This window comes from Kitasatospora sp. NPDC098652, assembly GCF_044760155.1.
GTDB lineage: Bacteria > Actinomycetota > Actinomycetes > Streptomycetales > Streptomycetaceae > Kitasatospora.
The window spans coordinates 74,680-97,260 of the sequence record NZ_JBIWAQ010000009.1 but is presented as its reverse complement, the minus strand read 5'-3'; the positions used below and the strand labels follow the sequence as shown (position 1 = coordinate 97,260).

Below are 22,581 nucleotides of genomic sequence, written 5' to 3'. Positions count from 1 at the left end.
GCGTGGGGCAGCTCGGGAGCTGACGGGACCGACGGATCGAACGGGCCGGAGGGGTCTTGTGCCCTGACGATCCGGTACGGGGAAGCGCCGGGGCGGGCTGTGCGGGCCCGCTCCGGCGCTTCGCGCTGTCCGCTTCGCGCTGTCCACGCGGTCAGGACAAGGGCGCGGTCAGGACGAGGGCGCGACCAGCCCGAACTCGTAGGCCTGGATGACCAGGTGGACCCGGTCCCGGGCGTCCAGCTTGGTGAACAGCCGGGCGACGTGCGCCTTGGCGGTGGCCACGCTGATGGTGAGCTCCTCGGCGATCTCCGTGTTGGACAGGCCCCGGCCGACCAGGGTGAGCACCTCACGTTCGCGCCCGGTGATGCCCTCGGCGGACTTCCGCGGCCGGGCGGCGGCGTCCGGGCGGGCGGCGAACTCCCCAATCAGCCGGCGGGTGATCCCCGGCGCGAGCAGGGCGTCCCCGGCGGCGACCACCCGGACGCCGTCCAGGATGGTCTCCAGGGCGAGGTCCTTGACCAGGAAGCCGCTCGCCCCGGCGCGCAGCGCGCCGTACACGTAGTCGTCGTCGTCGAAGGTGGTCAGGACCAGGACGTGGGTGGGCAGGTCCGGGTCGGCGAGGATCCGGCGGGTGGCCTCGATGCCGTCCATGCCGGGCATCCGGATGTCCATCACGGCGACGTCCGGGCGCAGTCGGGCGACCAGTTCGACGGCCTCGGCGCCGTTGCCGGCCTCGCCGACCACCTCCAGGTCGGGGGCGTCGGCGATGAGCACGCGCAGGCCGGTGCGGATGAGCGGCTGGTCGTCGACCAGGACGACGCGGATCACGGTCCCACCTCCAGGGGGGTCGGTTCGGGGCTTCCCGCGGGCACGGCCGGGAGCGGCAGCAGGGCGGCCACCCGGAAGCCGCCGCCGGGGCGCGGACCGGCGCTGAACTCGCCGTCCAGCAGGGCGACCCGCTCGCGCATCCCGGCCAGGCCGTAGCCGGTGCCGGGGGTGGCCGTGGGCGTACCGGCGCCGAGGTCGACGACGGTGACGGCGAGGTGCTCGGGCGCGTACTCGACGGTGACGTGGCAGTCCCGGGTGCCGGAGTGCTTGACCACGTTGGTGACCGACTCCTGGACGATCCGGTAGGCGGCGAGGTCCACCTCGGGCGGCAGCGCCCGGGCTTCGCCGCTGCGGGTGAGCGCGACCCGCACCCCGGCGCCGGCCGCCTTCTCCCGCATCCGGTCCAACTCGTCGAGCCCGGGCGCCACTTCGAGCGGCGCGGACTCCCCCTCGCCCTGCCGCAGCGCGCCCAGCATCCGGCGCAGCCCGGCCAGGGTCTCCCGGCTGGTCGCCTCGATGGCGTTCAGCGCGTTGCGGGTCTCGGCGGGCTGGGTGTCCATGACCCGGCTGCCCATGCCCGCCTGGATCGCGATGATGCCGATGTTGTGGGCCACCATGTCGTGCAACTCGCGGGCGATCCGCAGCCGTTCGGCGGTGACGGCCTGCTCGGCGGCGCGCCCGCGCAGCGCCTCGGTGTGGGCGCGGCTCTGGCGGACGGTGTTGCCGATCAGCCAGGCGATCAGGACGGTCGCGGCGAGGCCGAGGTAGGCGTACGGGTTCACGGCCTGTCCGTTGACGGCGCCCCAGGCGAACAGGGTGGCGAGCACGGTCAGCGGCATCGACACCGCGATCGCCGAGACCGTCCGGGAGCGGGTGACCACGCAGTAGCCGACCGCCGCCTCGGCGATCAGGAACTGCAGCGGCGCCGTCTCCGGGACGGTCCACATCCCGAGCGAGAAGACGCCGCCCACCAGCGCGGCCGCGACCGCCGCCAGCGGCAGCCGGACCAGCAGGAAGGCCACCAGGGTGGTGACCACGGCCGTGACCACCAGGGGCATGTCCTCGACGTTGCCGTGGTACTCGAAGAGGAGGCGCGCCTCGTCGTCCCGGGTGAAGAACCGGAACACCACGATGGTCGTCCAGAACGCCGCCACCCACACGCCCGCGGGCAGGCGCCTGAGCAGCGGCGGGCGGGGTTCGATGATCATGACCCGATGGTAGTGGCGGTCCGTCGGGCGGCGCATCGGCCCGCGGGCGTAATCCCCGGGGCGGGGGCGGCCGCTCCCGGTTGTGGCCCGCCGCCCGATGCCCGAGTACGGCCCTGACCGGCACCGTTGTCCCCGTGATCGAGATCGAGCGACTGACCAAGCGGTACGGCGCCACCACGGCCGTCGACCAGTTGACCTTCACCGTCCGGCCGGGCACCGTCACCGGCTTCCTCGGACCCAACGGCGCGGGCAAGTCCACCACGCTGAGGATGATCCTGGGCCTCAACACCCCCACCGCGGGGAGCGTCACCGTCGACGGGGTGCCCTTCGCCGGCCGACCGCGCGGCCTGCGGCACGTCGGCGCCCTGCTGGACGCCGGGGACGTGCACGGCGGCCGCAGCGCCCGGGCCCACCTGTCGGCGCTCGCCCGCAGCAACCGGATCCCGCTCGGGCGGGTCGACGAGGTGCTCGCCGAGGTCGGCCTCGGCAAGGCCGCGGACCGGCGGATCGGCGGCTACTCGCTGGGCATGAAGCAGCGCCTGGGCATCGCCGGGGCCCTGCTCGGCGACCCGCCCGTGCTGCTCTTCGACGAACCGCTGAACGGGCTGGACCCCGATGGCGTGCTTTGGGTGCGCGGGCTGTTCCGGCGGCTCGCGGACGAGGGGCGGACGGTCTTCGTCTCCAGCCACATGATGGCCGAGATGGAGCACACCGCGGACCGGCTGGTGGTGATCGGGCGCGGACGGCTGATCGCCGACGAGAGCCTCGCCGAGTTCTCGGCCCGGTACGCGGAGTCCAGCGTGACCGTGCGGACGCCGCAACTCTCCCTGCTGACCGATGCCCTGCGCGCCGAGGGCGCCGAAGTAGACCAGGTGGAGCCGCAGTTCGCGATCGTCACCGGCATGCCCGCCGAGCGGATCGGTGAACTCGCCCGGCGCCACGGGGTGGTGCTGCACGAAGTCGCCACCCGGACGTCGTCCCTGGAGTCGGCGTTCATGTCCCTGACCGCCGACAGCGTCGAGTACCTGGCTGGAGAGGCCCGATGAGCACCATGACCCTGACCCGCACGGAGAGCGCCCGCTCGGTGGACCCGGCGCCCCGGTTCACCGACCTGCTCGCCGCCGAGTGGATCAAACTGCGCTCGCTGCGGTCGACGTACTGGGTGCTGGCGCTCGCCTCGCTGGTGGCGATCGGGATCAACCTGAACGCCGTCCACTCCGACCTGACGTACATCGACCACCCGCCGGCGCCGGTACCCGGCCTGCCACCGTACAAGTACGACCCGCTATACCACGGCCTGAGCAACATCGCCGGCTACGTGATGGCGATCGCCGCCGGCAGCCTCGGGGCGATCACCGTGTTCGGCGAGTACACCACCGGCATGATCCGCACCACCTTCGCCGCCGTGCCCGATCGGCGCGGGGTGATCGCCGCCAAGGTGCTGCTGATCGGCGGGATCACCGCCCTGGCGGGAGCCGTGGTGTCGACGGTGTCCTTCTTCACCACCAACGCCATGCTGGCCACCCGGCACGTCGGGCTCTCCATCACCGAAGGCGTCAGCCTGCAGGCCGTCCTCGCCTACGCGGCGATCGTGCCGGTCTGCGCGCTGATCGGGATGGCGCTGGGCGCGGTGCTGCGGCACGCCACCGCCTCGATCGTGTCGCTGGTGCTGCTGTTCTTCATCCTGCCGCTGATGTTCGGCGGGGACCGCTACCGGTGGCTGCACGAGATCGGCGCCCACCTGCCCCTGGAGACCGTCAACCGGCTCACCTGGAACCCCGACTCGTTGACCACGATCAGCAAGTGGGCGCCGAGCGTGCTGGACTCCTGGATCACCATGGGGGTGTGGGCGGTCGTCGCGGTGGCGGTGACGATGGTCGTGGTGCGGCGCCGGGACGTCTGACGCACCCCGGCTGCCCGTCCGGATCGCCCGGCGCCCGGCCCCCGTTCAGGACGGGGCCGGGCGCCGGGCGATCGCCGGATCAGGCCGCCGGAGCCACGGCCTTGGCGCGGAAGGCGGCGAGAGTGGCGGCCGGGACACCACAGGCGGGGAGGAAGGCCTCCGCGCCGCCGTGGCGGGTGCGGACGTGGCCGAGGAAGACGGACATCGCCTCGGCCGGGGCCTCGAGCAGCGGGGCGGGGATGGCGAGGGTGCGGCCCTCGGAGTCGGTGACGCGGGTGCCGGTGCCCCGGTCGTTGAGGGCGGTGCGGTGGCGCTCGGCGAGATTGGCGAAGATCTGCGGGAGGGCCTCGGCGGTGCGGGCGTAGTCCTCGACGATCCGGTCGGCGGGCACGCCGAGGAGGTCGAGCAGCAGGGCGGTGAGCAGCCCGGTGCGGTCCTTGCCGGCGGCGCAGTGCAGCAGGACGGCGCCGGGGCGGGTGGCGGCCTCGACGGCGGCGGCGACGGCCTCGGGGGCGGATTCGGCGAGCAGCAGGTAGAACTCGCCGAGGTCGGCGGCGGTGGTCATGGTCGCCATGTGGGCAGTCAGGGCGTCGGTGGCCGGGTTCACCGGGGCGGCGACCACGGCTATCCCGGCGGCCTCGGCGGCGGCCCAGTCGTCGGGGCGGGTCTCGCGGGGGTCGCGCAGGTCGACGACGGTGCGGATGTCGCAGGCGCGCAGCTGGGCGACGACGGCCTCGTCGGCGGCCGGGAACGGCTGGGCGGAGCGGTACAGCACGCCGGGGCGGATCCGCAGGCCCTCCGGGTCGCTGAGGACGGCGGAGTCGCGGAAGTTGACCAGGGACATGCGAGGACCTTTCGGTGAAGCCGCACACGGGGGGAGCCGAACGTCCAGTAGGACATCTAGACGTCTAGATGTCCAATTCCCCCGGCGGGTACGGGGCACCCCTCCATCCCACCGCCGTCGGCCCGCCACGGCGACCCGGGGCGGGGCCCTCGGCTTCGTAGGATCGCTCCGTGGCGACGAACCCCCCGAGCACTCCCGCGAACCCTCCCCCCGGCAGTACGAACACTCCCCCCGACGGCCCGAACACCCCGGTCTACCGCCGGCTGGCCCGCCGGCTCCAGGAGCGGATCGACGCGGGCGGCTACCCCGCGGGCGCCCGGCTGCCGAGCGAGCCGGAGCTGAGCGCCGAGTTCGGCGTGAACCGGCTGACCGTGCGGCAGGCCGTCGCGGAGCTGGAGCGGGCCGCGGCGGTGGAGATCCGCCGGGGCGTGGGCACCTTCGTCCGCCCGCCCGCCGTCCGGGTCTCGATCGCGGTGGACCCGCGCAGCCAGCGCTTCGACCTGGGCAGCGTGCACGAGGCCGTGCCGGAGGGGGACCGCGGCGACGGCGAGTTCGTGGTGGCCGCCCCGCCGGTGACCGGCTCGGCCGAGGACGAGGAGGCGGCCCGCCAGCTGGGCCGGGCGCCGGGCGAGCTGCACCGGCTGGACTCGGTGATCCGGCTCGGCGGCCGGGCCCGGGCAGCGTGCAGCTACTGGGTGCCGTTCGGTCCGCTGCCCGCCGAGCTGGTGCGGCCCGGCCACGCCGGGAACCTGGTGCTGGACCTGGCCCGGGCGGCCGGGGTGGAGCTGGAGTACGACTGGCGGGCCTTCGGCGCGATCGGCGCGGACCTCGCGGACGCCGAGCTGCTGGGTGTCCCGGCGGGCACCCCGCTGCTGGTCCGCGAGGGGGTCAGCTGCACCCCTGACGGGACCCCGGCGCTGTACGTCCGGCGCCGGATCGACGGCAGCAGCGCGCGCTTCGTGCTGCACTTCCGCGAGCGGTAGGGCATGCCCCGCGGGTCACGCCGGAACCCCGCGGGCACCGTTCCCGGGCGTACGGATCCTGATAGCGTTCAGCGCCGAAATCGCAGGCCGCACGGGGGTTGGCAGTAACGGTGAACGAGACGGACGAGTGCGACATACCGAACGAGCTGGCCGAGGCGTACCTCGCCCTGCTCGCCGACACCTCCCGCACCGGGCGCCTGCTGCGCCGGGACGAGCTGGAGGCGCTGCGCCGGCTCGGCGAGCAGTGCGCCGAGGCCGGTTACGGGCTGCGCGAGGTGGTCTCGCACTGCCTGGCGGCGGCCCGGCGGGCCTGGCAGACCCTGCCGGGGACGACCACCGCGAGCAGTGTCGGCGAGCTGCGCCGGATCGGTGACGCGGTGCTGGCCGCCACCGACGCCGCACTGGCCGCCCTGGGCGAGGGCCACGAGCGCGCCCAGCGGCTGGCGGTCCGTCAGGAGGAGGCGGCCCGGCGGGAGTTCATCGACGACCTGCTGCACGGGCGGAGCGACCTGGGGCTGCTCGCCGAGCGCGCGGAGCGGTTCGGGCTGCGACTGGCGGGCGCGTACACGGTGGCGGTCGCGGTGGGCGACGAGCGGTACGCGGACGTGCACCCGATGCTGCACCGGGTGGAGCGGGAGCTGACCGGGCGGTTCGGCGAGCGGGACGTCCTGCTCGCCAGCAAGGACGGCCGGCTGGTGTGCATCGCCCCGGACTCCGAGCGGGCCGTGCTGGAGGCCTTCGCCGAGCTGACGCTGCACCCCGGGCCCGGCTACCGGCCGGTGCTGCGGGTGGCGACCGGCCGCCGGCACTCGGGGGCGAGCGGGGTGCTGCGCAGTTACGACGAGGCCCTGGACGCACTGGACTACGCGCAGCGACTGGGCCTGCCGGCCTGCCAGTTGAGGGCCGAGGAGCTGCTGGTGTTCCCGGTGCTGATGCGCGACCGGGCAGCCATGGCCGACCTGGTGCGCAGCGTGCTCGGCCCGCTGACCGAGGCGCGCGGCGGGGCCCGTCCGCTGCTGGACACCATCGCGGTGCAGGCGGAGGCGGCGTACGTGAACGCGGAGGCGGCGCGCCGGCTGGGGCTGAGCGTGCGCACCCTCGGCTACCGCCTGGAGCGGATCAAGGCGCTCACCGGCTATGACCCCTCGGACGCCTTGCAGCGCTTCACCCTGGAGACGGCGGCGATGGGGGCGCGGTTGCTGAACTGGCCCGAACAGCCGCTGTAGGGCGCCCCCGCGGAGGGCCTGTTCCCGGCCTTCCACCGCCCGCCTCCCGGCCCGCCGAAACCCCGGGTGACCTGGTCAGGGCCGTTCTGTTGCCCGACCGTCACAGTGTCACGGGCGGCGCGCGTACCAGGGTGTCAAAAGGCCGTAAAGATTGCCGGATCCTGGCAATGTGCGGACGCCCCGCCCGCTGCCATGATCTCTGCGGCGCCGATGCTCGGTGCCGGGGGAAAGGCGGGGGGCATGGCCGGGACGGGGGACTTCTTCGCGGCCGCGCTGGCCTTTCCCACGGCGCTGTTCAGCTTCGCGCTGGTGGTGGTCGTCGGGTACTGGCTGCTGATGCTGATCGGCGGCCTGGGGTTCGACGCCGTGCACGGGGGGCACGGCGTCGGGCACCACCTGGGTGCCGGGCACGCCGGGCACGCCGGGCACGGGGGCCCGGTGGGTCACGTCGGACACGGTGCCGGGGGGCACGGTGTCGGGGGACACGTGGCCCACGGGGCGTCCGGCGGGCACGGTACCGGCGGGGGGACCGCCGACGGGGGGCAGGGGGCGGGCCACCACGGGGGCGTGCTGGACGCGCTGGGGCTGGGCGGGGTGCCCGCGACGGTGGCGGTGTCGCTGCTGGTCGCGCTCGCCTGGTTCGTCAGCCTGGCCGGCACCGTCCTCACCTCGGGGGCACCGGCGCGCGGCGGCGTGTTCGTCGTCGCGCTGGTCGCCTCCTGGGCGGGCACCCGGGTGCTCGTCCGGCCGCTGCGGCGGCTGTTCCCCGAGGACCGGCCGGTCACCCGGGGCGACTTCGTCGGCCGGGTCTGCGTGATCCGCACCGGCCGGGTGACGGCCGACTTCGGGCAGGCCGAGGTGACCGCCGAGGACGGCTCCACCGCCACCGTGCAGGTCCGCACCCCGCAGGCGGACCCGGAACTCACCGCCGGGCGCACCGCGCTGATCTACGACTACGACGCGGACGGCGAGCACTTCCTGGTCGCGCCGTTCGACCCGTCCCCACCGGCTTTCTGACGCCAAGTCAGTCGCGTTTCCTCGCCAACCACTTCGCACCACCATCCCGTCAAAGGACTCCGTGATGGACACCATCGCCGTGGGTTTCGGCGTACTCATCGCCGTCGTGCTGCTCATCCTGCTCGCCGCGCTGCTCTTCGTGGGGCGCCTGTTCCAGAAGGTCGAGCAGGGCAAGGCCCTGATCGTCTCCCGCACCAAGAGCGTGGACGTCACCTTCACCGGGGCGATCGTCCTGCCCGTCCTGCACAAGGCCGAGCTGATGGACATCACGGCGAAGACGGTGGAGATCCACCGGGCCGGCCGGGACGGTCTGATCTGCCGGGACAACATCCGGGCGGACATCCGGATCTCCTTCTTCGTCCGGGTGAACAAGACCGTCGAGGACGTCGTCAAGGTGGCGCAGTCGATCGGCACCGCCCGGGCCAGCGACCCGCAGGCGATCCAGGACTTCTTCGCGGCGAAGTTCGCCGAGGCGCTCAAGACCGTCGGCAAGCAGCTGGACTTCACCGACCTGTACACCCACCGGCACGAGTTCCGGGACCAGATCATCGCGGTCATCGGCACCGACCTCAACGGCTACACCCTTGAGGACGCGGCGATCGACCACCTCGAACAGACCCCGATGAGCCAGCTGGACGGCGACAACATCCTGGACGCCCAGGGCATCCGCAAGATCACCGAGCTGACCGCGATCGAGCACGTGCGCACCAACGAGTACCAGCGCAACGAGGAGAAGGAGATCACCCGGCAGAACGTGGACGCCCGGGAGACCGTCCTGGAGCTGGAGCGCCGCCAGGCCGACGCCGAGATCCGCCAGCGCCGCGAGATCGAGACCCTGCGGGCCAAGGAGGACGCGGTGATCGCCCGGGTGCAGGAGGAGGAGCGGCTCAACGCCCAGACCGCCTTCCTGCGCACCGAGGAGGTGCTCGGGGTGCAGCGGGAGAACCAGGCCCGCGAGGTCGCGGTGGCGCAGAAGAACCGCGAGCGGGTCATCGCGGTGGAGAACGAGCGGATCGAGAAGGACCGCCTGCTGGAGGTCGTCGGCCGCGAGCGGGAGACCGAACTCGCCGTGATGGCCAAGCAGAAGGAGGTCGAGTCCCGGCGCCGGGAGGTCGCCGACGTGGTCCGCGAGCGGGTCGCGGTCGAGCGCACCGTCGCCGAGCAGGAGGAGGCCGTCAAGACCCTGCGGGCCGTCGAGGAGGCCGAGCGGGTGCGCAAGGCCGTGGTCATCCAGGCCGAGGCGGAGGCCCAGGAGAAGCTCGTCAAGGACATCAAGGCCGCCGAGGCCGCCGAGCAGGCCGCCTCGCACAAGGCCCGTGAGTCGCTGGTGCTGGCCGAGGCCCGGCAGCAGGCCGCCCAGCTGGACGCGGCCGCCAAGGTCAAGCTGGCCGAGGGCGTCCGGGCGGAGGCCGCCGCCGAGGGCCTGGCCCGGGTGCAGGTGCGGGAGCAGGAGGCCGCGGCGGTGGAGAAGGTCGGCCGCGCCGAGGCCGCGGTGCAGACCGAGAAGGCCAAGGCGACCGCGCTGGAGGTCGGCGCCAAGCTCAAGGCGGAGGCCGAGGGCCTGACCGAGAAGGCCGCGGCGATGGCCAAGCTGGACGAGGCCTCGCGCGGGCACGAGGAGTACCGGCTGCGGCTGGCCGCCGAGAAGGACGTCCGCCTGGCCGGGCTGGAGACCCAGCGGCAGATCGCCGAGGCGCAGGCCGCGCTGGTCGCCGCCGGACTGGAGAAGGCCAAGATCGACATCGTCGGCGGGGACTCGGTCTTCTTCGACCGGCTGGTGCAGTCGGTGACGGCCGGCAAGAGCGTGGACGCCTTCGTCGGCCACTCACAGACCGCCCAGGCCCTGGCCGGCCCCTGGCTGGACGGGCGGGCCGACTTCACCCAGGACCTCACCCGGGTGCTGTCCTCGGTGTCCACCGCGGACGTGCAGAACCTGACGGTGTCCGCGCTGCTGCTCAAGCTGATCGGCGGCGGCGGCGAGCAGGCCGGGCAGCTGCGCCAACTGCTCGACTCGGCGCGGAAGCTGGGCATCGCCGAGACCCCGATCGGGGCGCTCACCGGCGCCGCCGTGAACGGCAGCAAGTAGCCACCCCGCCGAGCAGCTGAGGAACATGACCGTGGAAGCCCTCGACGACGCCCGGCCCGACGCCGGCAGCTACGAGGTCCTGCGTGGCCGGCTCGCCCGGGCCGCCGCCGAACTCGCCGACCGCGCGCAGGCGTTGAACGCCCGCCGGGTCGAGGAGTTCGGCGGCGGGGAACTGCGGCTCACCGGCACCGGGCGGCTCACCACCGCCCGCGCCTGCCTGCCGCAGGACCTCACCGCCGTCGGCGGGCTGCTGCTGCTCGGCACCCGCCCGGCCGAGCCGGCGGACGGCGCCGAGGAGGTCGGTGACCTCCTCGGCCTCCACCGGCCCGACGACCTCTCCCCCACCGGCGGCGCCCTGCTGGAGGACCCGCGGCTGCGCCAGGACCTCACCGACCTGCGCCGCTACTTCCGCGACGCCCGGCTGGAACGGCTGCGCCCGGTCGGCGGACGGCTGCTCGCCGTGTTCCGCACCGGCCCGGCCGCCGCCGACGTCCGGGTGCTGCGCTGGCGCCTCGACGACGACCGCGCCAGCTACCAGGACGGCCGCGGCGAACGCGACCACACCCCCGCCGACGGCCAGCAGCTCGACTGGACCGAGCTCACCCGCGACGACCAGCTGCCCGCCGCCCCCGGCAGCGCACCGCGCGCCGACCTCGCCGGGGAACTCCACCTCGGCGTGGACGGCGGCCGGCTCACCCTCACCACCCCCGACGGCCGCGAACTGCACCGCGAACCGCTCGCCGAGGCCCTGCAGACCCTCGCCGACGCCCAGGTCGCCCACGCCCGGCTCGCCACCCTGCTGCTGGTGCGGGTGCGCCCGTACCAGGAGGAGACCGTCCGGCACCTGGTGGTCCACCTGCCCACCGGCCGGGTCACCCGGATCGACGCCCTCGGCCAGGCCTGCCTGCGGCTGCCCGCCGACCAGGGCGTGGCCTTCCCCGGCGGCTGCCACCTCGCCGACGGCACCGTACGCACCTTCGACCAGCCGGTCGACGGCCTCGCGTACGAACGCACCGTCCTCTCCCCCAACGGCGAGGACGTGCTGTACGAGTTCCGCTCCGCCACCGACGGCCGGGCGCTGCTCCAGCCGTACAACTCCGTCCGCCAGGAGGCCGCCGCCCCGCTCGCCTGCCAGGGCTACGCGCTGCTCGACGACGGCACCCTCATCGCGCTGCGCCCGGCCGAGGACGGCCCCACCCGGCTGCACCCCGTCCAGCTCTGGCAGAGCCCCTTCACCAGCGAGCGGCACGCCGCCGAACAGCCGCCCGGCACCGGCCCGCTGGCCCGGATCGGCAACGCCGACCTGGTCCGCGGCCTGGCCGACTGCCTCGCCCTCGCCCGGCTGGCCGCCGCCGGCGCCGACACCCCGGCCGGGCACCACGCCGTGCTCGCCGCCTGCACCCGCACCGCCGACCGGCACCACTGGCTCGGCCAGAGCGGCCTCGGCGGCCTCGCCGCACCGCTCGCCGAGATCCGCGACACCGCCCGGCAGGTGATCGCCGAGTACGAGGCCGTCACCCAGCTCACCGCGCACGCCGCCGCTCGCACCGAGGAGACCGCCGAGCACGTCGAGGGCCTGCTGCGCACCGCGCGCGGCGAGACCCTCGCCGACGCCGCCGAATGGGTCGACCGGCTGGCCGCGCTGCGCCGCGCCCAGGGCCGGGTGGAGGCCCTGCGGGACCTGCCGCGCGCCCGGCCGGAGCGGATCGACGCACTCGCCGAGCACCTCGCCGAAGGGCTGGCCGAGGCCGCCGACCGGGCCGTGGTCCAACTCGCCGAACCCACCGCCTTCGAGCCGCACCGGCGCCGGGCCGGTGAGCTGGCCGAGCGCTGCGCCGCGCTGGCGACCGCCGCCGAGGCCGAGCCGCTGGGCCTCGAACTCACCGCGCAGAGCGAGGCGTTGCAGACCGTCTCGGAGCTGGTCGGCACCCTCGACCTGGCCGACGCCACCACCCGCACCGCCATCCTGGACCGGCTCGCCGACGTGCTCGGGCTGCTCAACCGGGCCCGCAGCACACTGACCGTCCGCCGCCGCGAGCTGCGTACCCGCGAGGCCGCCGCCGAGTTCGCCGCCGAGACGGCGCTGCTCGCCCAGGCCGTCACCGCGGCACTGGCCGCCGCCGACACCCCCGAGGCCTGCGACGACCGGCTCGGCCGGCTGCTGCTGCGGATCGAGCAGCTGGAGACCCGCTTCGCCGACGCCGACCCGGCACTCGGCGAACAGCTCGCCGAACGCCGCACCGAGGTCCACGACGCCCTCACCGCCCGCCGCCAGCACCTGCTGGAGGAACGCGCCGGGCGGGCCGACCGGCTGGCCGCCTCCGCCGAGCGGATCCTCGACACCCTGCACCGGCGGCTGGCCGCCCTGTCCACCGCCGCCGAGATCGACGCCGCCCTGGCCGCCGACCCGACGGCCGTCAAACTCCGCGACCTCGCGGGGCAGTTGACCGCCCTCGGCGACCGGGTCCGGGCCGAGGAGCTGACCGGACGGCTGCGCGCCGCGCGCGGCCGCGCCCACCGGGCGCTGCGCGACCGGGCCGAGCTCGCCGGGGACGGCCCCGGCACCCTGCGACTGGGCCGCCACCTCTTCACGGTCACCACCCAGCGCCCCGAACTCACCCTGCTGCCCTGGCGGGGCCGCCCGGCCTTCACCCTCACCGGCACCGACTACCGCGCCCCGGTCACCGACCCGGCCTTCGCCGCCACCGAGCGGTACTGGGACCGGCCGCTGCCCTCCGAGACGCCCGCGCTCTACCGCGCCGAGTACCTGGCCGCGAGCCTGCTGCTGGCCGCCGAGCCAGGGGAGCCCGAGGGCGACCTGCTGGAGTACGTCCGGCGGGCCGCCGAACGGCGACCGGACGAGGGCTACCAGCGCGGGGTGCACGACCACGACGCCGCGCTGGTGCTCCGCGCCCTGCTCGAACTCCGTGCCGAGGCGGGCCTGTTGCGGCACCCGGCGGCGGCCCGGGCGGCCGCCCAGCTGTACTGGGCGCACGGCACGGACGAACGGCAACGGCTGGTCTGGCACACCCGGGCCCGCTCACTGGGCCTCGCCCGGCAGGCGTACGGGGGCGCGGTGCCGGCGCTGGCCGCGCTGGCGGCCGAACTGTCGGCCGCCGTGGCGGAGTTCGTCCCGACCGGGTCCGCCCCGGGCGCGGCCGGTGGGGAACTCCTGGGCGCCGGGGACTACCGGGGCGCCGGGGACTACCTGGGCGCCGGGGACTACCTGGTGGCCGAACTCGCCGCCGCCGCACCGTCCTCCGCCGCACCGACCTTCGCCGCACCGACCTTCGCCCAGTCGGCCGGGGCCCGCGCGCTGCTGGAGAAGTTCCACGCCGCCCCCGAGTCCGCCGGGCTGACCGAGGCCCTGACCGCCCTGCCCGAGGACCCGTCCCTGCTGCCCGTACGGCATCAACTCGCCACCGCCTGGCTGGAGTCGGCCGCCGCCGACGCCGATCCTGGCGACCTCGCCGAGGCCGCCGCCGTGCTGCTCTGCCCGGCCCTGCCGCGCCGCCCCGCCGAGGGCGCCGTCAGCACCCGGCTGACCGGGCTGCTCGGCGACCACCCCCGCCTGCGCGGCGGCGCCCTGGACCTCCGCCTGGACGAACTGCTCGCCCGGGTAAGCGAGTTCGAGGCGGTCGACGCCCCCGGACACCGCGCCTACCAGCGGCTGCGCGGTGAGCTGCTGGCCGCCGAACACACCCGGCTGCGGCTCGACCAGTACCGGCCCGCGCCGCTCAACGGCTTCGTCCGCAACCGGCTGATCGACCAGGTGTACCTGCCGCTGATCGGCGACAACCTGGCCAAGCAGCTCGGCACCGCCGGCCCCGGCGGGCCGGTGGACCGCAGCGGCCTGCTGCTGCTGGTCTCCCCGCCCGGCTACGGCAAGACCACCCTGGTCGAGTACCTCGCCGAGCGGCTCGGCCTGCTGCTGGTCTCGGTCAGCGGCCCGGCCCTCGGCCACCGGGTGACCTCGCTGGACCCGGCCGAGGCCCCCGACGCCGCCGCCCGGCGCGAGCTGGAGAAGCTCAACTTCGCGCTGCACGCCGGCGACAACGTGCTGCTCCACCTGGACGACGTGCAGCACACCTCGCCCGAGTTCCTGCAGCGCTTCATCCCGCTCTGCGACGCCCAGCGCCGGATCGACGGCGTCGCGGACGGGGAGGCCCGCGAGTGGGACCTGCGCGGCAAGCGCTTCGCCGTGGTGATGGCCGCCAACCCGTACACCGAGTCCGGCCGGCTCTTCCGGCTCCCCGACATGCTCGCCAACCGGGCCGACGTCTGGAACCTCGGTGACGCCGTGGCCGGCCGGGAGGACCTCTTCGCGCTCAGCTTCGTCGAGAACTCCCTGCCCGCCAACCCCCACCTGGCCCCGCTCGCCACCGCCGAACGGGCCGACCTGGACACCCTGCTCGCCCGCGCCGGCGGCACCCCGGGCGGCACCCTGACCGGTGCCTGGCCGGCCGCCGAGGTCGAGCGGATGACCGCCGTGCTGGCCGGGCTGCTCCATCTGCGCGGCACCGTCCTGGCCGTCAACCGCGCCTACCTCGACTCGGCCGCCCAGGACGACCGCGCCCGCACCGAGCCGCCGTTCCTGCTCCAGGGCTCCTACCGCAACATGGCCAAGCTCGCCCAGCGCCTCGACCCGGCCCTCACCCGGCCCGAACTCGACGCCCTGCTCACCGACCACTACCGCGCCGAGGCCCAGCCGCTGGGCGCCGACGCCGAGGCCCAGCTCCTGAAACTCGCCGAGCTGCGCGGCACCCTGACCGCGGAGCAGGCGGAGCGCTGGGAGCGGTTGAAGCGCCGGTGGTGCGAGGGGGTGTAGGGCGGAGGGGGTGTAGCCGAGGGGGGTGTAGCTGGCTACACCCCCGGAAGTGAACCCATGGTCATTGAGCCGCCCCCACCCCAGGCGGTGGGATGGGGATCATGAACGCCACCGACCTCGCCGTCGAACTCCGCTCCGTCCGCCGGACCTACCGGCGCGGGCCCGAACCCGTCGTCGGGCTCGACGACGTGACCGTCGGACTCCCCTACGGCACCTTCACCGCGGTCATGGGGCCGTCCGGGTCCGGCAAGTCGACGCTGCTGCGCGCCGCCGCCGGGCTGGAGGCCGTCGACCGGGGCGAGGTACGGGTGGCCGGTGCCGTCCTCGGCGGGCTGCGGGACAAGGAGCTGACGATCCTGCGCCGGGAGCGGATCGGCTTCGTCTTCCAGTCCTTCAACCTGCTGCCCGCGCTGACCGCGGCGCAGAACGTGGCGCTCCCGGCCAAGCTGTCCGGCCGCCGCCCCGCCGCGGCCGAGGTGGCCGCCGCGCTGGCCGCCGTCGGCCTCGCCGACCGGGCCGGGCACCGGCCGGGCGAGCTGTCCGGCGGCCAGCAGCAGCGGGTCGCCATCGCCCGGGCGCTGATCACCCGCCCGGCGGTGCTGCTCGCCGACGAGCCGACCGGCGCCCTGGACACCCGCAGCGGCCGCGAGGTGCTCACCCTGCTGCGCGGGATGGCCGACGACCCCGGCCGCGCGGTGGTGATGGTCACCCACGACCCGGTCGCCGCCTCGTACGCGGACCGGGTGCTCTTCCTCCGGGACGGCCGGCTGGCCGGCTCGCTGGAGCGGCCCACGGCCGAGCAGGTCGCCGCCCGGATGACGGCGCTGGAGGCCGACGCGTCGCAGGGCCAGGCCGTCGCGTCGGGTAGCCGCGCCGTCGAGGAGGCCCTCACGTCGGGTGGCCGCGCCGTCGAGGAGGCCCTCGCATGCTGACCCTCGCCCTCGCCTCCGTCCGGCTCCGCTGGGCCTCCTTCGTCGGCAGCTTCGTCGCGCTGGCCTGCGGCGTCGCCCTGCTGGCCACCTCGATCCTGGTCATCTCGGCCACCGTGGGCGTCCCGGACCAGGGGCGTCAGCGCTTCGCCGAGGCCCCGGTGCTGGTGGTCGCCGACCTGAACGTGGACTTCACGCCCGCGGGCGGCGGCGACGTCCAGCCGACCCAGGTCCCGGCCCAGCCGGGCCTGCCCGCCGGGCTGCTCGCCGCCGTCGCCGCGACCGGCCGTACGGTCGAGGACCACACCTTCTACGCCCAGCTCGCGGACGGCCCGCGCGGTCAGGTCGGCCGCGCCTGGTCGAGCGCCGCCCTGGGCGGCTACCGGCTGACCGCCGGCGCCGCGCCCGCCACCGACGACCAGGTCGTGATCGGCGGCGGCCGCCCGGAGCAGATCGGCCGGCCGGTCCGGTTCGTCACCGCCGACGGCCCGCACACCGCGACGGTCTCCGGCGTCACCGAGGCCGAGACCTTCGAGCACGCCGTCTTCTTCACCGACGCCCGGGCCGCGCAGTTCAGCCCCGCCGTGGGCGTGTTGGCCGCCTTCGGCCCCGCCGACACCGTACGCCAAGCCGTGGCGGCCAACGGCGGGTCCGGCGTGGCCCGGGTGCTGACCGGCGCCGAGCGCAGCCAGGCCGACCCGCACCACGCCGAGGTCGCCGCCCGGCTGGACGCCGTACAGACCCCGCTCGGCCTGTCCGCCGCGGTCTCCGGCGGCACCGCGGTGTTCGTGGTGGGCGGCACCTTCGCCCTGTCGATCGCCCAGCGCCGCCGCGAACTCGCGCTGCTGCGGCTGATCGGCGCCACCCGTCGCCAACTGCGCGCCCTGGTCAACCGCGAGGCGCTGGTGGTCGGCGTGCTGGCCTCCGCCGCCGGATGCGCGCTGGGCGCGGCCGGGGCGGCGCCGGCCGGCCGCTGGCTGGTCGACCACGACCTGGTGCCGGACGGGTTCACCGTCCCGGTCACCTGGTGGGGGCTGCTCGTCGCGGGCGCGATCGGGCTGGTGACCGCGATCACCGGCGTGCTGTTCTCCTCGGTGAAGGCCGGCCTGATCAGCCCCGGCGAGGCGCTCGCGGAGGCGGACGCCGAGCGGACCTCGCGCGCCGTCCTGGCGTTCCGCTGGGCGAGCGGCCTGCTGGTGCTCGGCGGCGGGATCGCCGCCCTCGCGCTGACCGCCCGCAGCTGGCCGGACGCGGCGGCGAGCGTCGCCGACTCGCTCGCCCTGCTGCTGCCGATCGTGGCCGGCTGCGTGCTGCTGGCGGCCGTGCTGGCCGGGCCGGCGATCCGGCTGCTGACGGCGCTGCCCGCGCTGGTGGCCCGGCTGCGCGGCCGGTCCGCCGAGGACGGCGGCGGCATCGTCTGGGCGACCGCCCGGCAGAGCTCACTGACCGCCTTCCGGCGCACCGCCGCGACCACCACCCCGGTGGTGCTGATCGTCGCCTTCGCCGGGTGCCTGGTGGGCAGCATCGACAGCATCGACCGGGCCCAGGTCACCGAGACCCGCACTCAGCTGTCCGCCGCCGACCTGGTGGTCGTGCCGGCCGGCACCCCCGGGCTGAGCCGGACCGTGGCGGACCGGGTCCGGGCCGTCCCCGGGGTGCAGGCGGCGGTGATCACCCCGACCTCCGTACTGGCTCCGATCGACGGCGGCCAGGCCCTGGTGTCCTTCCGGGCCGCGACGGCGGACCCGGCCGCACTGGCGGCCGTCGACCGGCTCCCGGTCGTCGCCGGCTCGCTCGCCGACCTCGGCCCGGGCTCGGTCGTACTCAGCCGCACCTGGCCGGGCTCGCCCGCGGTCGGCGAGCGGATCGCCGTCCGGCTGGCCGACGGCACCCCGCGGGAGCTGCGGGTCGCCGCCCTGCTGGGCACCGGCGCCGAGGCCGTCCAGGCCTGGGTGACCGGCCCCGACGCCGTCACCGGCGGGGTCGGCGGACCGGCCCTGGCCGAGCGGATCGACCTGCGGCTGCTGCCCGGCACCGACCGGGCACAGGCCACCGCCGCCCTGCGGACGGCCGTGGACGGGCTGGGCGCCCGGCTCGAAACGCCGGAGCAGGTCTGGTCGGCCGCCACCGACAGCACCGCGCGGGACTCCTGGAACGCCCTGCTGATGATCCTCGGCCTGGCGATCGGCTACGCGGTGATCACCCTGGCCAACTCGCTGGTGATGACCACCGGCGACCGGCGGCGGGAGCTGTCCCTGCTGCGGCTGGCCGGCGCCACCCGGGGCCAGGTGCTGCGCACGGTGGCGGTCGAGACCCTGCTCTGCGTGGCGGCCGGCGCCCTGCTGGGCGGGCTCGGCACGGCGATCAGCGTCGGCGGCTCCTGGACGGCGCTGACCGCGCTGGTCGGCCCGACGCCGATGGTGCTGCCGTGGACGGTGATGGGCGTGCTGGCGGCCTGCTGCGCCGCCGTCGCACTCCCGGCGGCGGTCCTCCCGGCGGCCCTCGCCCTGCGCGGCCGCGACGGCAGCGGCATCCTGCGCGGCGCGGCGGGCGCGGCCTGAGGCCTCGCGGGCCGTCGCCTCGCGGGCCCGGGCGGGGCCTCGCGGGCCCGGGCGGGGCCTCGCGGGCCCGGGCGGGGCCTCGCGGGCCCGGGCGGGGCCGGGTCTGCCAACAGGTCTGCCAGCAGGCCTGCCAGGACTCGGCGAGGGCCGGGCCGTCCATGGTCAGCTGATCACCCGGTCCGACGACCGTACGAACCCTCCCGGCGGCGCAACCGCCCGTGGCGCCGTCGGGAGGGGCGGCGGGCCCGCGGCTAGCGTGGCGGCATGGTCGCCCAGGAGCTCGATCTCAGCGCGCTGCGCCGGGTGTACGGACGCACCGGGAGCCGGTGGTTCTACACCCGGGTGGCGCGCAACGCCCGGCACTGGGGGTGGACGGAGCCCGGCCAGTCCAAGTGGCGGCTGTGGCGGGCCCAGCGTCAGCTCGAGGACGTGCTCGGACGGAAGCTGGCGCTGCCCGCCGGATCACGGGTGCTGGACGCGGGCTGCGGGGCCGGGGTGGTGGCCCGGGCGATGGCGACCCGCTTCGGGCTGCTGGTCACCGGGGTCGACGTGCTGGACTTCCACCTCGCCGAGGCCCACCGCCTGAGCGCCCGTGCCGCCCTGGCCGACCGGACCGACTTCCGCTGGGGCGACTACCACGAACTCCCCTTCCCTGACGGCCACTTCGACGGCGCCTACTCGATGGAGACGCTCGTCCACTCCTACCACCCGGCCCGCGCGCTGGCCGAGTTCCACCGGGTGCTGCGCCCGGGCGGGCGGCTGGTGCTGCTCGGCCCGATGAGCACCGGCCCGGTGGACCAACTCCCCGAACCGGCAAGGGCCGTGCTCGAACCGTACCTGGACGCGATGGCGATGACCGGGGCCCGGCTCTACCACGCGGGCAACCTGCCGCAGCTGCTCGCCGGGGCCGGCTTCGAGGTCGAGGAGTCCCTGGACGCGACGCGGTACTACCTGCCGACCACCGAGGCGGTGCACGCGTACTTCCGGCTGCCATGGGAGCTGCTGCGCCGCCTCGGCGATCCGGCGCGCTGGCTCAACCTCCGTTCCACCGTGGAGATGTACGCGGTGCGCGAGCACATCGCCTGGTACGTTCACACCGCCGTCAAGCCACCGAGGTGACCGCCATGGCCGAGCACTCCGCCCCACTGCCGTACCCGAGTGGATGGTTCTGCGTGGGCCGCTCCCGCGACCTGCCGCCCGGCCGGGTGCGCACGGCCCGGCTGATGGGCGAGGACGTGGTGCTGTACCGGACGGCCCGGGGCGCGGTGCGCGCGATCGGGCCGCACTGTCCGCACCTGGGCGCGCACTTCGGCGCGGGCGGGCGGGTGCGGGGCGAGGAGCTGGTCTGTCCGTTCCACGGCTTCGCCTTCGCCCCGGACGGCTCCTGCACGGGCTCGCCGGACGGCACCCGGTTCCGCGGCGAGCTGGCGCGGCGCCGGCTGGTCGAGCGGGACGGCGCACTGTTCGTCTGGCGCGGCGAGTCGGGCAGTGAGTCGCAGAGCGGGCCGGAGGGCAGGCCGGAGAGCGTCGCACCCACCTGGGAGCTGCCGCCCGCGGTCGGGGTGCGGCCGCTGGCCTGGTGGAGCGGGGAGGTGCTGTCCCATCCGCAGGAGGTGATGGAGAACAGCGTGGACTTCCGGCACGTCTCGGTGCTGCACGGCCTGGACACCCGCGAGACCGCACCACCGGAGCCGGACGGCCCGCTGTTCACCGTCCACCAGCGCACCACCACCCGGTTCCCGGGCCTGGGCGCGGTGAGCCTGGACCAGCCGGTGACGCTGGCGGGGCTGGGCATGATGCGGCTGACGGCCGAACTGCCGGAGCTGGGCAGCTCGTTGCTGGTGTGGGTGCTGCCGACGCCGCTCGCGCCCTGGCGCACCCTGGTGCGCTTCGCGGTGACCGCCACCGTACCGGTGCCGGGGGTCGGGGCGGCGCGGGCCGTGGACCGGGCGGCGTCCTGGCTGGCCCTGCAGGCCTCGGTACGGATCGTCAAGCAGGACCGGCCGGTGCTGGCCCACAAGCGGTACCTGGCGCAGCCGCGACTGGTGCCCGGGGAGCGCTCGATCGGGTTGTTCCGGCGCTGGGCACGGCAGTTCTACCCGGAGGGCTCCGACGACGGCGGCGGCGGGGCGGCGGAGCCGGCCAGCGACTCCCAGAGCGGATCGGGCAGCCCGGGCACCGACCGCCCCTCGGACTGCCACAACCGGGCCAGCTCGGTGTAGATGGGCACCTCCGGACCGGGTTCCGGAGGGTGCCCCGCACCGTGCAGGATCGTTTCTTCGGCCGACCAGGGCCAACCGGTCGATGTCACCTCAGAACTACTCACATCCACCCAACGCGCCCCATGCGCACCGGGTCACGCTCGCGTCAACCGGGCGGCCCGCACATCCACCCCGCACATCCACCCCGCGCGGGCCGCCCGCACATCCCCCCACGTCCACCCCGCGCGGGCCGCCTCCGGTGAACGGCCCCGCCGAAAGCCCTACCGCCGCCGCCCCGCCGCCAGCAGCTCCGCCACCGTCGCCAGCTTCACCCGCGGCCGCCCCTGCGCCGCACCGCGCTCGCGCTCCGCCCGGTCCACCGCACGCAGCTCCTTCAACCCGACGGCGTCCGGCCGGCGCCGCCGCACCAGGCGTTCGAACTCCGCCCGCCCCGCCGGGGGTTCCGGCAGCACCCGGGCCACCGCGTCGTCCAGCAGCGCGTCCACCGTCTCCCGCGCGCAGGCCCGGTTGGCCCCGATCCCGCCGGACGGCCCGCGCTTGGCCCAGCCGACCACGTACGCGCCCGGCAGCGCCCGCCCGGTGGCCGGGTCGACGACCCGTCCGCCCCGCCGGGCGACCGTCCCGGTCCGTTCGTCGAAGGGCAGCCCCGGCAGCGGCACGCCGCGGTGCCCGATGGAGCGCACCACCAGCCCGGCCCGCAGGGCCTCGCGCTCCCCCGTCGTCCCGTCGGGCTCGCCGTCCTCGGTCAGCCGCGTCCGCTCGACCGTCAGCCCGCCGACCCGGCCGTCCGCCGCGGTCAGCTCCACCGGGGTCGACAGGAAGCGCAGCACGATCCGCCGGCCCGGCCCCGGTTCCGCGCCCTCGCCGGTGCGCACCAGCGGCAGGCCGGCCAGCAGCGCGGCCCGCGAGTCCGGCGCGGCCGCCTCGATCGCCGCCCGTACCTGCGGGTGGTCCTCGACCACCAGCTCGACCCCGGGCAGCCGCCGCAGCGCCAGGAACTCCGGTGCGGTCCAGGCCGCCTGCCCGGGACCGCGCCGGGCCAGCAGCACGACCTCCCGGACCCGGCTGCGGCGCAGCGCGGCCAGGGCGTGGTCGGCGATGTCGGTGACGGCGAGCCGGTCGGGGTCGGTGAGCAGGATGCGGGCGATGTCCACCGCGACGTTGCCGTTGCCGACCACCACGACCCGCTCGGCGGACAGCTCGACCGCGTCGGCGGGCACCGTCGGGTCGGCGTTGTACCAGCCGACGAAGGAGGTCGCGGGCAGGCTGCCGGGCAGGTCCTCGCCGGGCACGCCGAGCCGCCGGTCGGCGGCCGCGCCGACCGCGTACACCACCGCGTGGTGGTGCGCGGCCAGTTCCTCGTGGGTGACGTCGGTGCCGACCTCCAGGTTGAGGTGCATCCGCAGCCGCGGGTCGTGGAAGACGCTCGCGAAGCTCTCCGCGATCCGCTTGGTGGACTGGTGGTCGGGGGCGACGCCGTGCCGCAGCAGGCCGCCGGTGACCGGCAGCCGGTCGATCATGGTGAGTTCGGCGCTGGTGCAGCGCAGCAGTTCCTGGGCGGTGTACCCGGCGGAGGGGCCGGTGCCGACCACGGCGATCCGCAGGGTGCCGAGCTCGCCCGGCAGGCTGCGCGGGAAGCTGGGCGCGCCCCAGGCGTGGTCGTTGGGGTGGTCGCGGTACCAGTCGCGGTTGAGGTCGCCGAAGACCACGTCCGGCCCGCGCAGCCGGTCGACCGGGTACACCGCGTCGACCGGGCAGGCGTCCGCGCAGGCACCGCAGTCGATGCACGCCTGCGGGTCGATGTACAGCATGTCGGTGGTGCCGAACTCCGGCTCCTCCGGGGTCGGGTGGATGCAGTTGACCGGGCAGACGGACACGCACGAGGCGTCGTTGCAGCAGGTCCGGGTGATCGCGTAGGCCATGGCCGGGGTGGGTCCTCGCTGTGG

General features: G+C 75.5%; 15 protein-coding genes. 11 read left to right on the top strand and 4 right to left on the bottom strand.

What is annotated here, in order from left to right:
• Positions 1 to 168 precede the first annotated feature (168 nt).
• Complete coding sequence (locus ACIQWA_RS20835; RefSeq protein WP_360243350.1) at positions 169 to 828, bottom strand: response regulator transcription factor; 660 nt, start codon at positions 826 to 828, stop codon at positions 169 to 171.
• Complete coding sequence (locus tag ACIQWA_RS20830; protein ID WP_402484432.1) at positions 825 to 2,036, bottom strand: sensor histidine kinase; 1,212 nt, start codon at positions 2,034 to 2,036, stop codon at positions 825 to 827. The genes ACIQWA_RS20835 and ACIQWA_RS20830 overlap by 4 nt, the downstream gene beginning before the upstream one ends.
• 134 nt (positions 2,037 to 2,170) lie before the next feature.
• On the opposite strand from ACIQWA_RS20830, the gene ACIQWA_RS20825 reads away from it, so the two are divergent.
• Together ACIQWA_RS20825 and ACIQWA_RS20820 are read left to right on the top strand one after the other, a co-directional pair.
• Positions 2,171 to 3,082 (top strand): ABC transporter ATP-binding protein, encoded by a 912-nt coding sequence (locus tag ACIQWA_RS20825; RefSeq protein ID WP_402484430.1) that lies wholly within the window; start codon positions 2,171 to 2,173, stop codon positions 3,080 to 3,082.
• Positions 3,079 to 3,939 carry an ABC transporter permease gene (locus ACIQWA_RS20820; protein ID WP_360243359.1) on the top strand — a complete coding sequence of 287 codons (861 nt, stop codon included), beginning with the start codon at positions 3,079 to 3,081 and terminating at the stop codon, positions 3,937 to 3,939. The genes ACIQWA_RS20825 and ACIQWA_RS20820 overlap by 4 nt, the downstream gene beginning before the upstream one ends.
• Positions 3,940 to 4,018: 79 nt before the next feature.
• Here the strand turns inward: ACIQWA_RS20820 and ACIQWA_RS20815 are convergent, their stop codons facing one another.
• Positions 4,019 to 4,783 carry a tyrosine-protein phosphatase gene (locus tag ACIQWA_RS20815; protein ID WP_402484428.1) on the bottom strand — a complete coding sequence of 255 codons (765 nt, stop codon included), beginning with the start codon at positions 4,781 to 4,783 and terminating at the stop codon, positions 4,019 to 4,021.
• A gap of 170 nt (positions 4,784 to 4,953) precedes the next feature.
• Here ACIQWA_RS20815 and ACIQWA_RS20810 point away from each other — a divergent pair, with 170 nt between their 5' ends.
• The 9 genes from ACIQWA_RS20810 (at position 4,954) to ACIQWA_RS20770 (ending at position 20,635) form a co-directional block, all read left to right on the top strand.
• Complete coding sequence (locus ACIQWA_RS20810; RefSeq protein WP_402484426.1) at positions 4,954 to 5,766, top strand: GntR family transcriptional regulator; 813 nt, start codon at positions 4,954 to 4,956, stop codon at positions 5,764 to 5,766.
• A 110-nt stretch (positions 5,767 to 5,876) separates the two neighbouring features.
• A complete protein-coding gene (locus ACIQWA_RS20805; protein WP_402484425.1) occupies positions 5,877 to 6,992 on the top strand; it encodes a PucR family transcriptional regulator in 1,116 nt (371 codons plus the stop codon).
• Between the two features lie 240 nt (positions 6,993 to 7,232).
• Positions 7,233 to 8,009, top strand: a complete 777-nt coding sequence (locus ACIQWA_RS20800) for a hypothetical protein (protein WP_402484423.1) — start codon at positions 7,233 to 7,235, stop codon at positions 8,007 to 8,009.
• A gap of 64 nt (positions 8,010 to 8,073) precedes the next feature.
• Positions 8,074 to 10,095, top strand: coding sequence for a flotillin family protein (locus ACIQWA_RS20795; protein WP_360243374.1), 2,022 nt, complete (start codon positions 8,074 to 8,076; stop codon positions 10,093 to 10,095).
• Between the two features lie 25 nt (positions 10,096 to 10,120).
• Entirely contained in the window at positions 10,121 to 14,923 is a 4,803-nt protein-coding gene (locus ACIQWA_RS20790) for a DNA repair ATPase (RefSeq protein WP_402484421.1), read from the top strand.
• A gap of 101 nt (positions 14,924 to 15,024) precedes the next feature.
• Positions 15,025 to 15,855 (top strand): ABC transporter ATP-binding protein, encoded by an 831-nt coding sequence (locus tag ACIQWA_RS20785; RefSeq protein WP_402484419.1) that lies wholly within the window; start codon positions 15,025 to 15,027, stop codon positions 15,853 to 15,855.
• On the top strand, positions 15,849 to 18,413 hold the full coding sequence (locus ACIQWA_RS20780) for an FtsX-like permease family protein (RefSeq protein WP_402484418.1): 2,565 nt from the start codon (positions 15,849 to 15,851) through the stop codon (positions 18,411 to 18,413). The genes ACIQWA_RS20785 and ACIQWA_RS20780 overlap by 7 nt, the downstream gene beginning before the upstream one ends.
• A gap of 264 nt (positions 18,414 to 18,677) precedes the next feature.
• Positions 18,678 to 19,532, top strand: coding sequence for a methyltransferase domain-containing protein (locus ACIQWA_RS20775; RefSeq protein ID WP_402484416.1), 855 nt, complete (start codon positions 18,678 to 18,680; stop codon positions 19,530 to 19,532).
• 5 nt (positions 19,533 to 19,537) lie between these two features.
• Positions 19,538 to 20,635, top strand: coding sequence for an aromatic ring-hydroxylating dioxygenase subunit alpha (locus ACIQWA_RS20770; RefSeq protein ID WP_402484414.1), 1,098 nt, complete (start codon positions 19,538 to 19,540; stop codon positions 20,633 to 20,635).
• A 260-nt stretch (positions 20,636 to 20,895) separates the two neighbouring features.
• Here the strand turns inward: ACIQWA_RS20770 and ACIQWA_RS20765 are convergent, their stop codons facing one another.
• Entirely contained in the window at positions 20,896 to 22,557 is a 1,662-nt protein-coding gene (locus ACIQWA_RS20765) for a 4Fe-4S binding protein (RefSeq protein ID WP_402484413.1), read from the bottom strand.
• Positions 22,558 to 22,581: the final 24 nt, after the last annotated feature.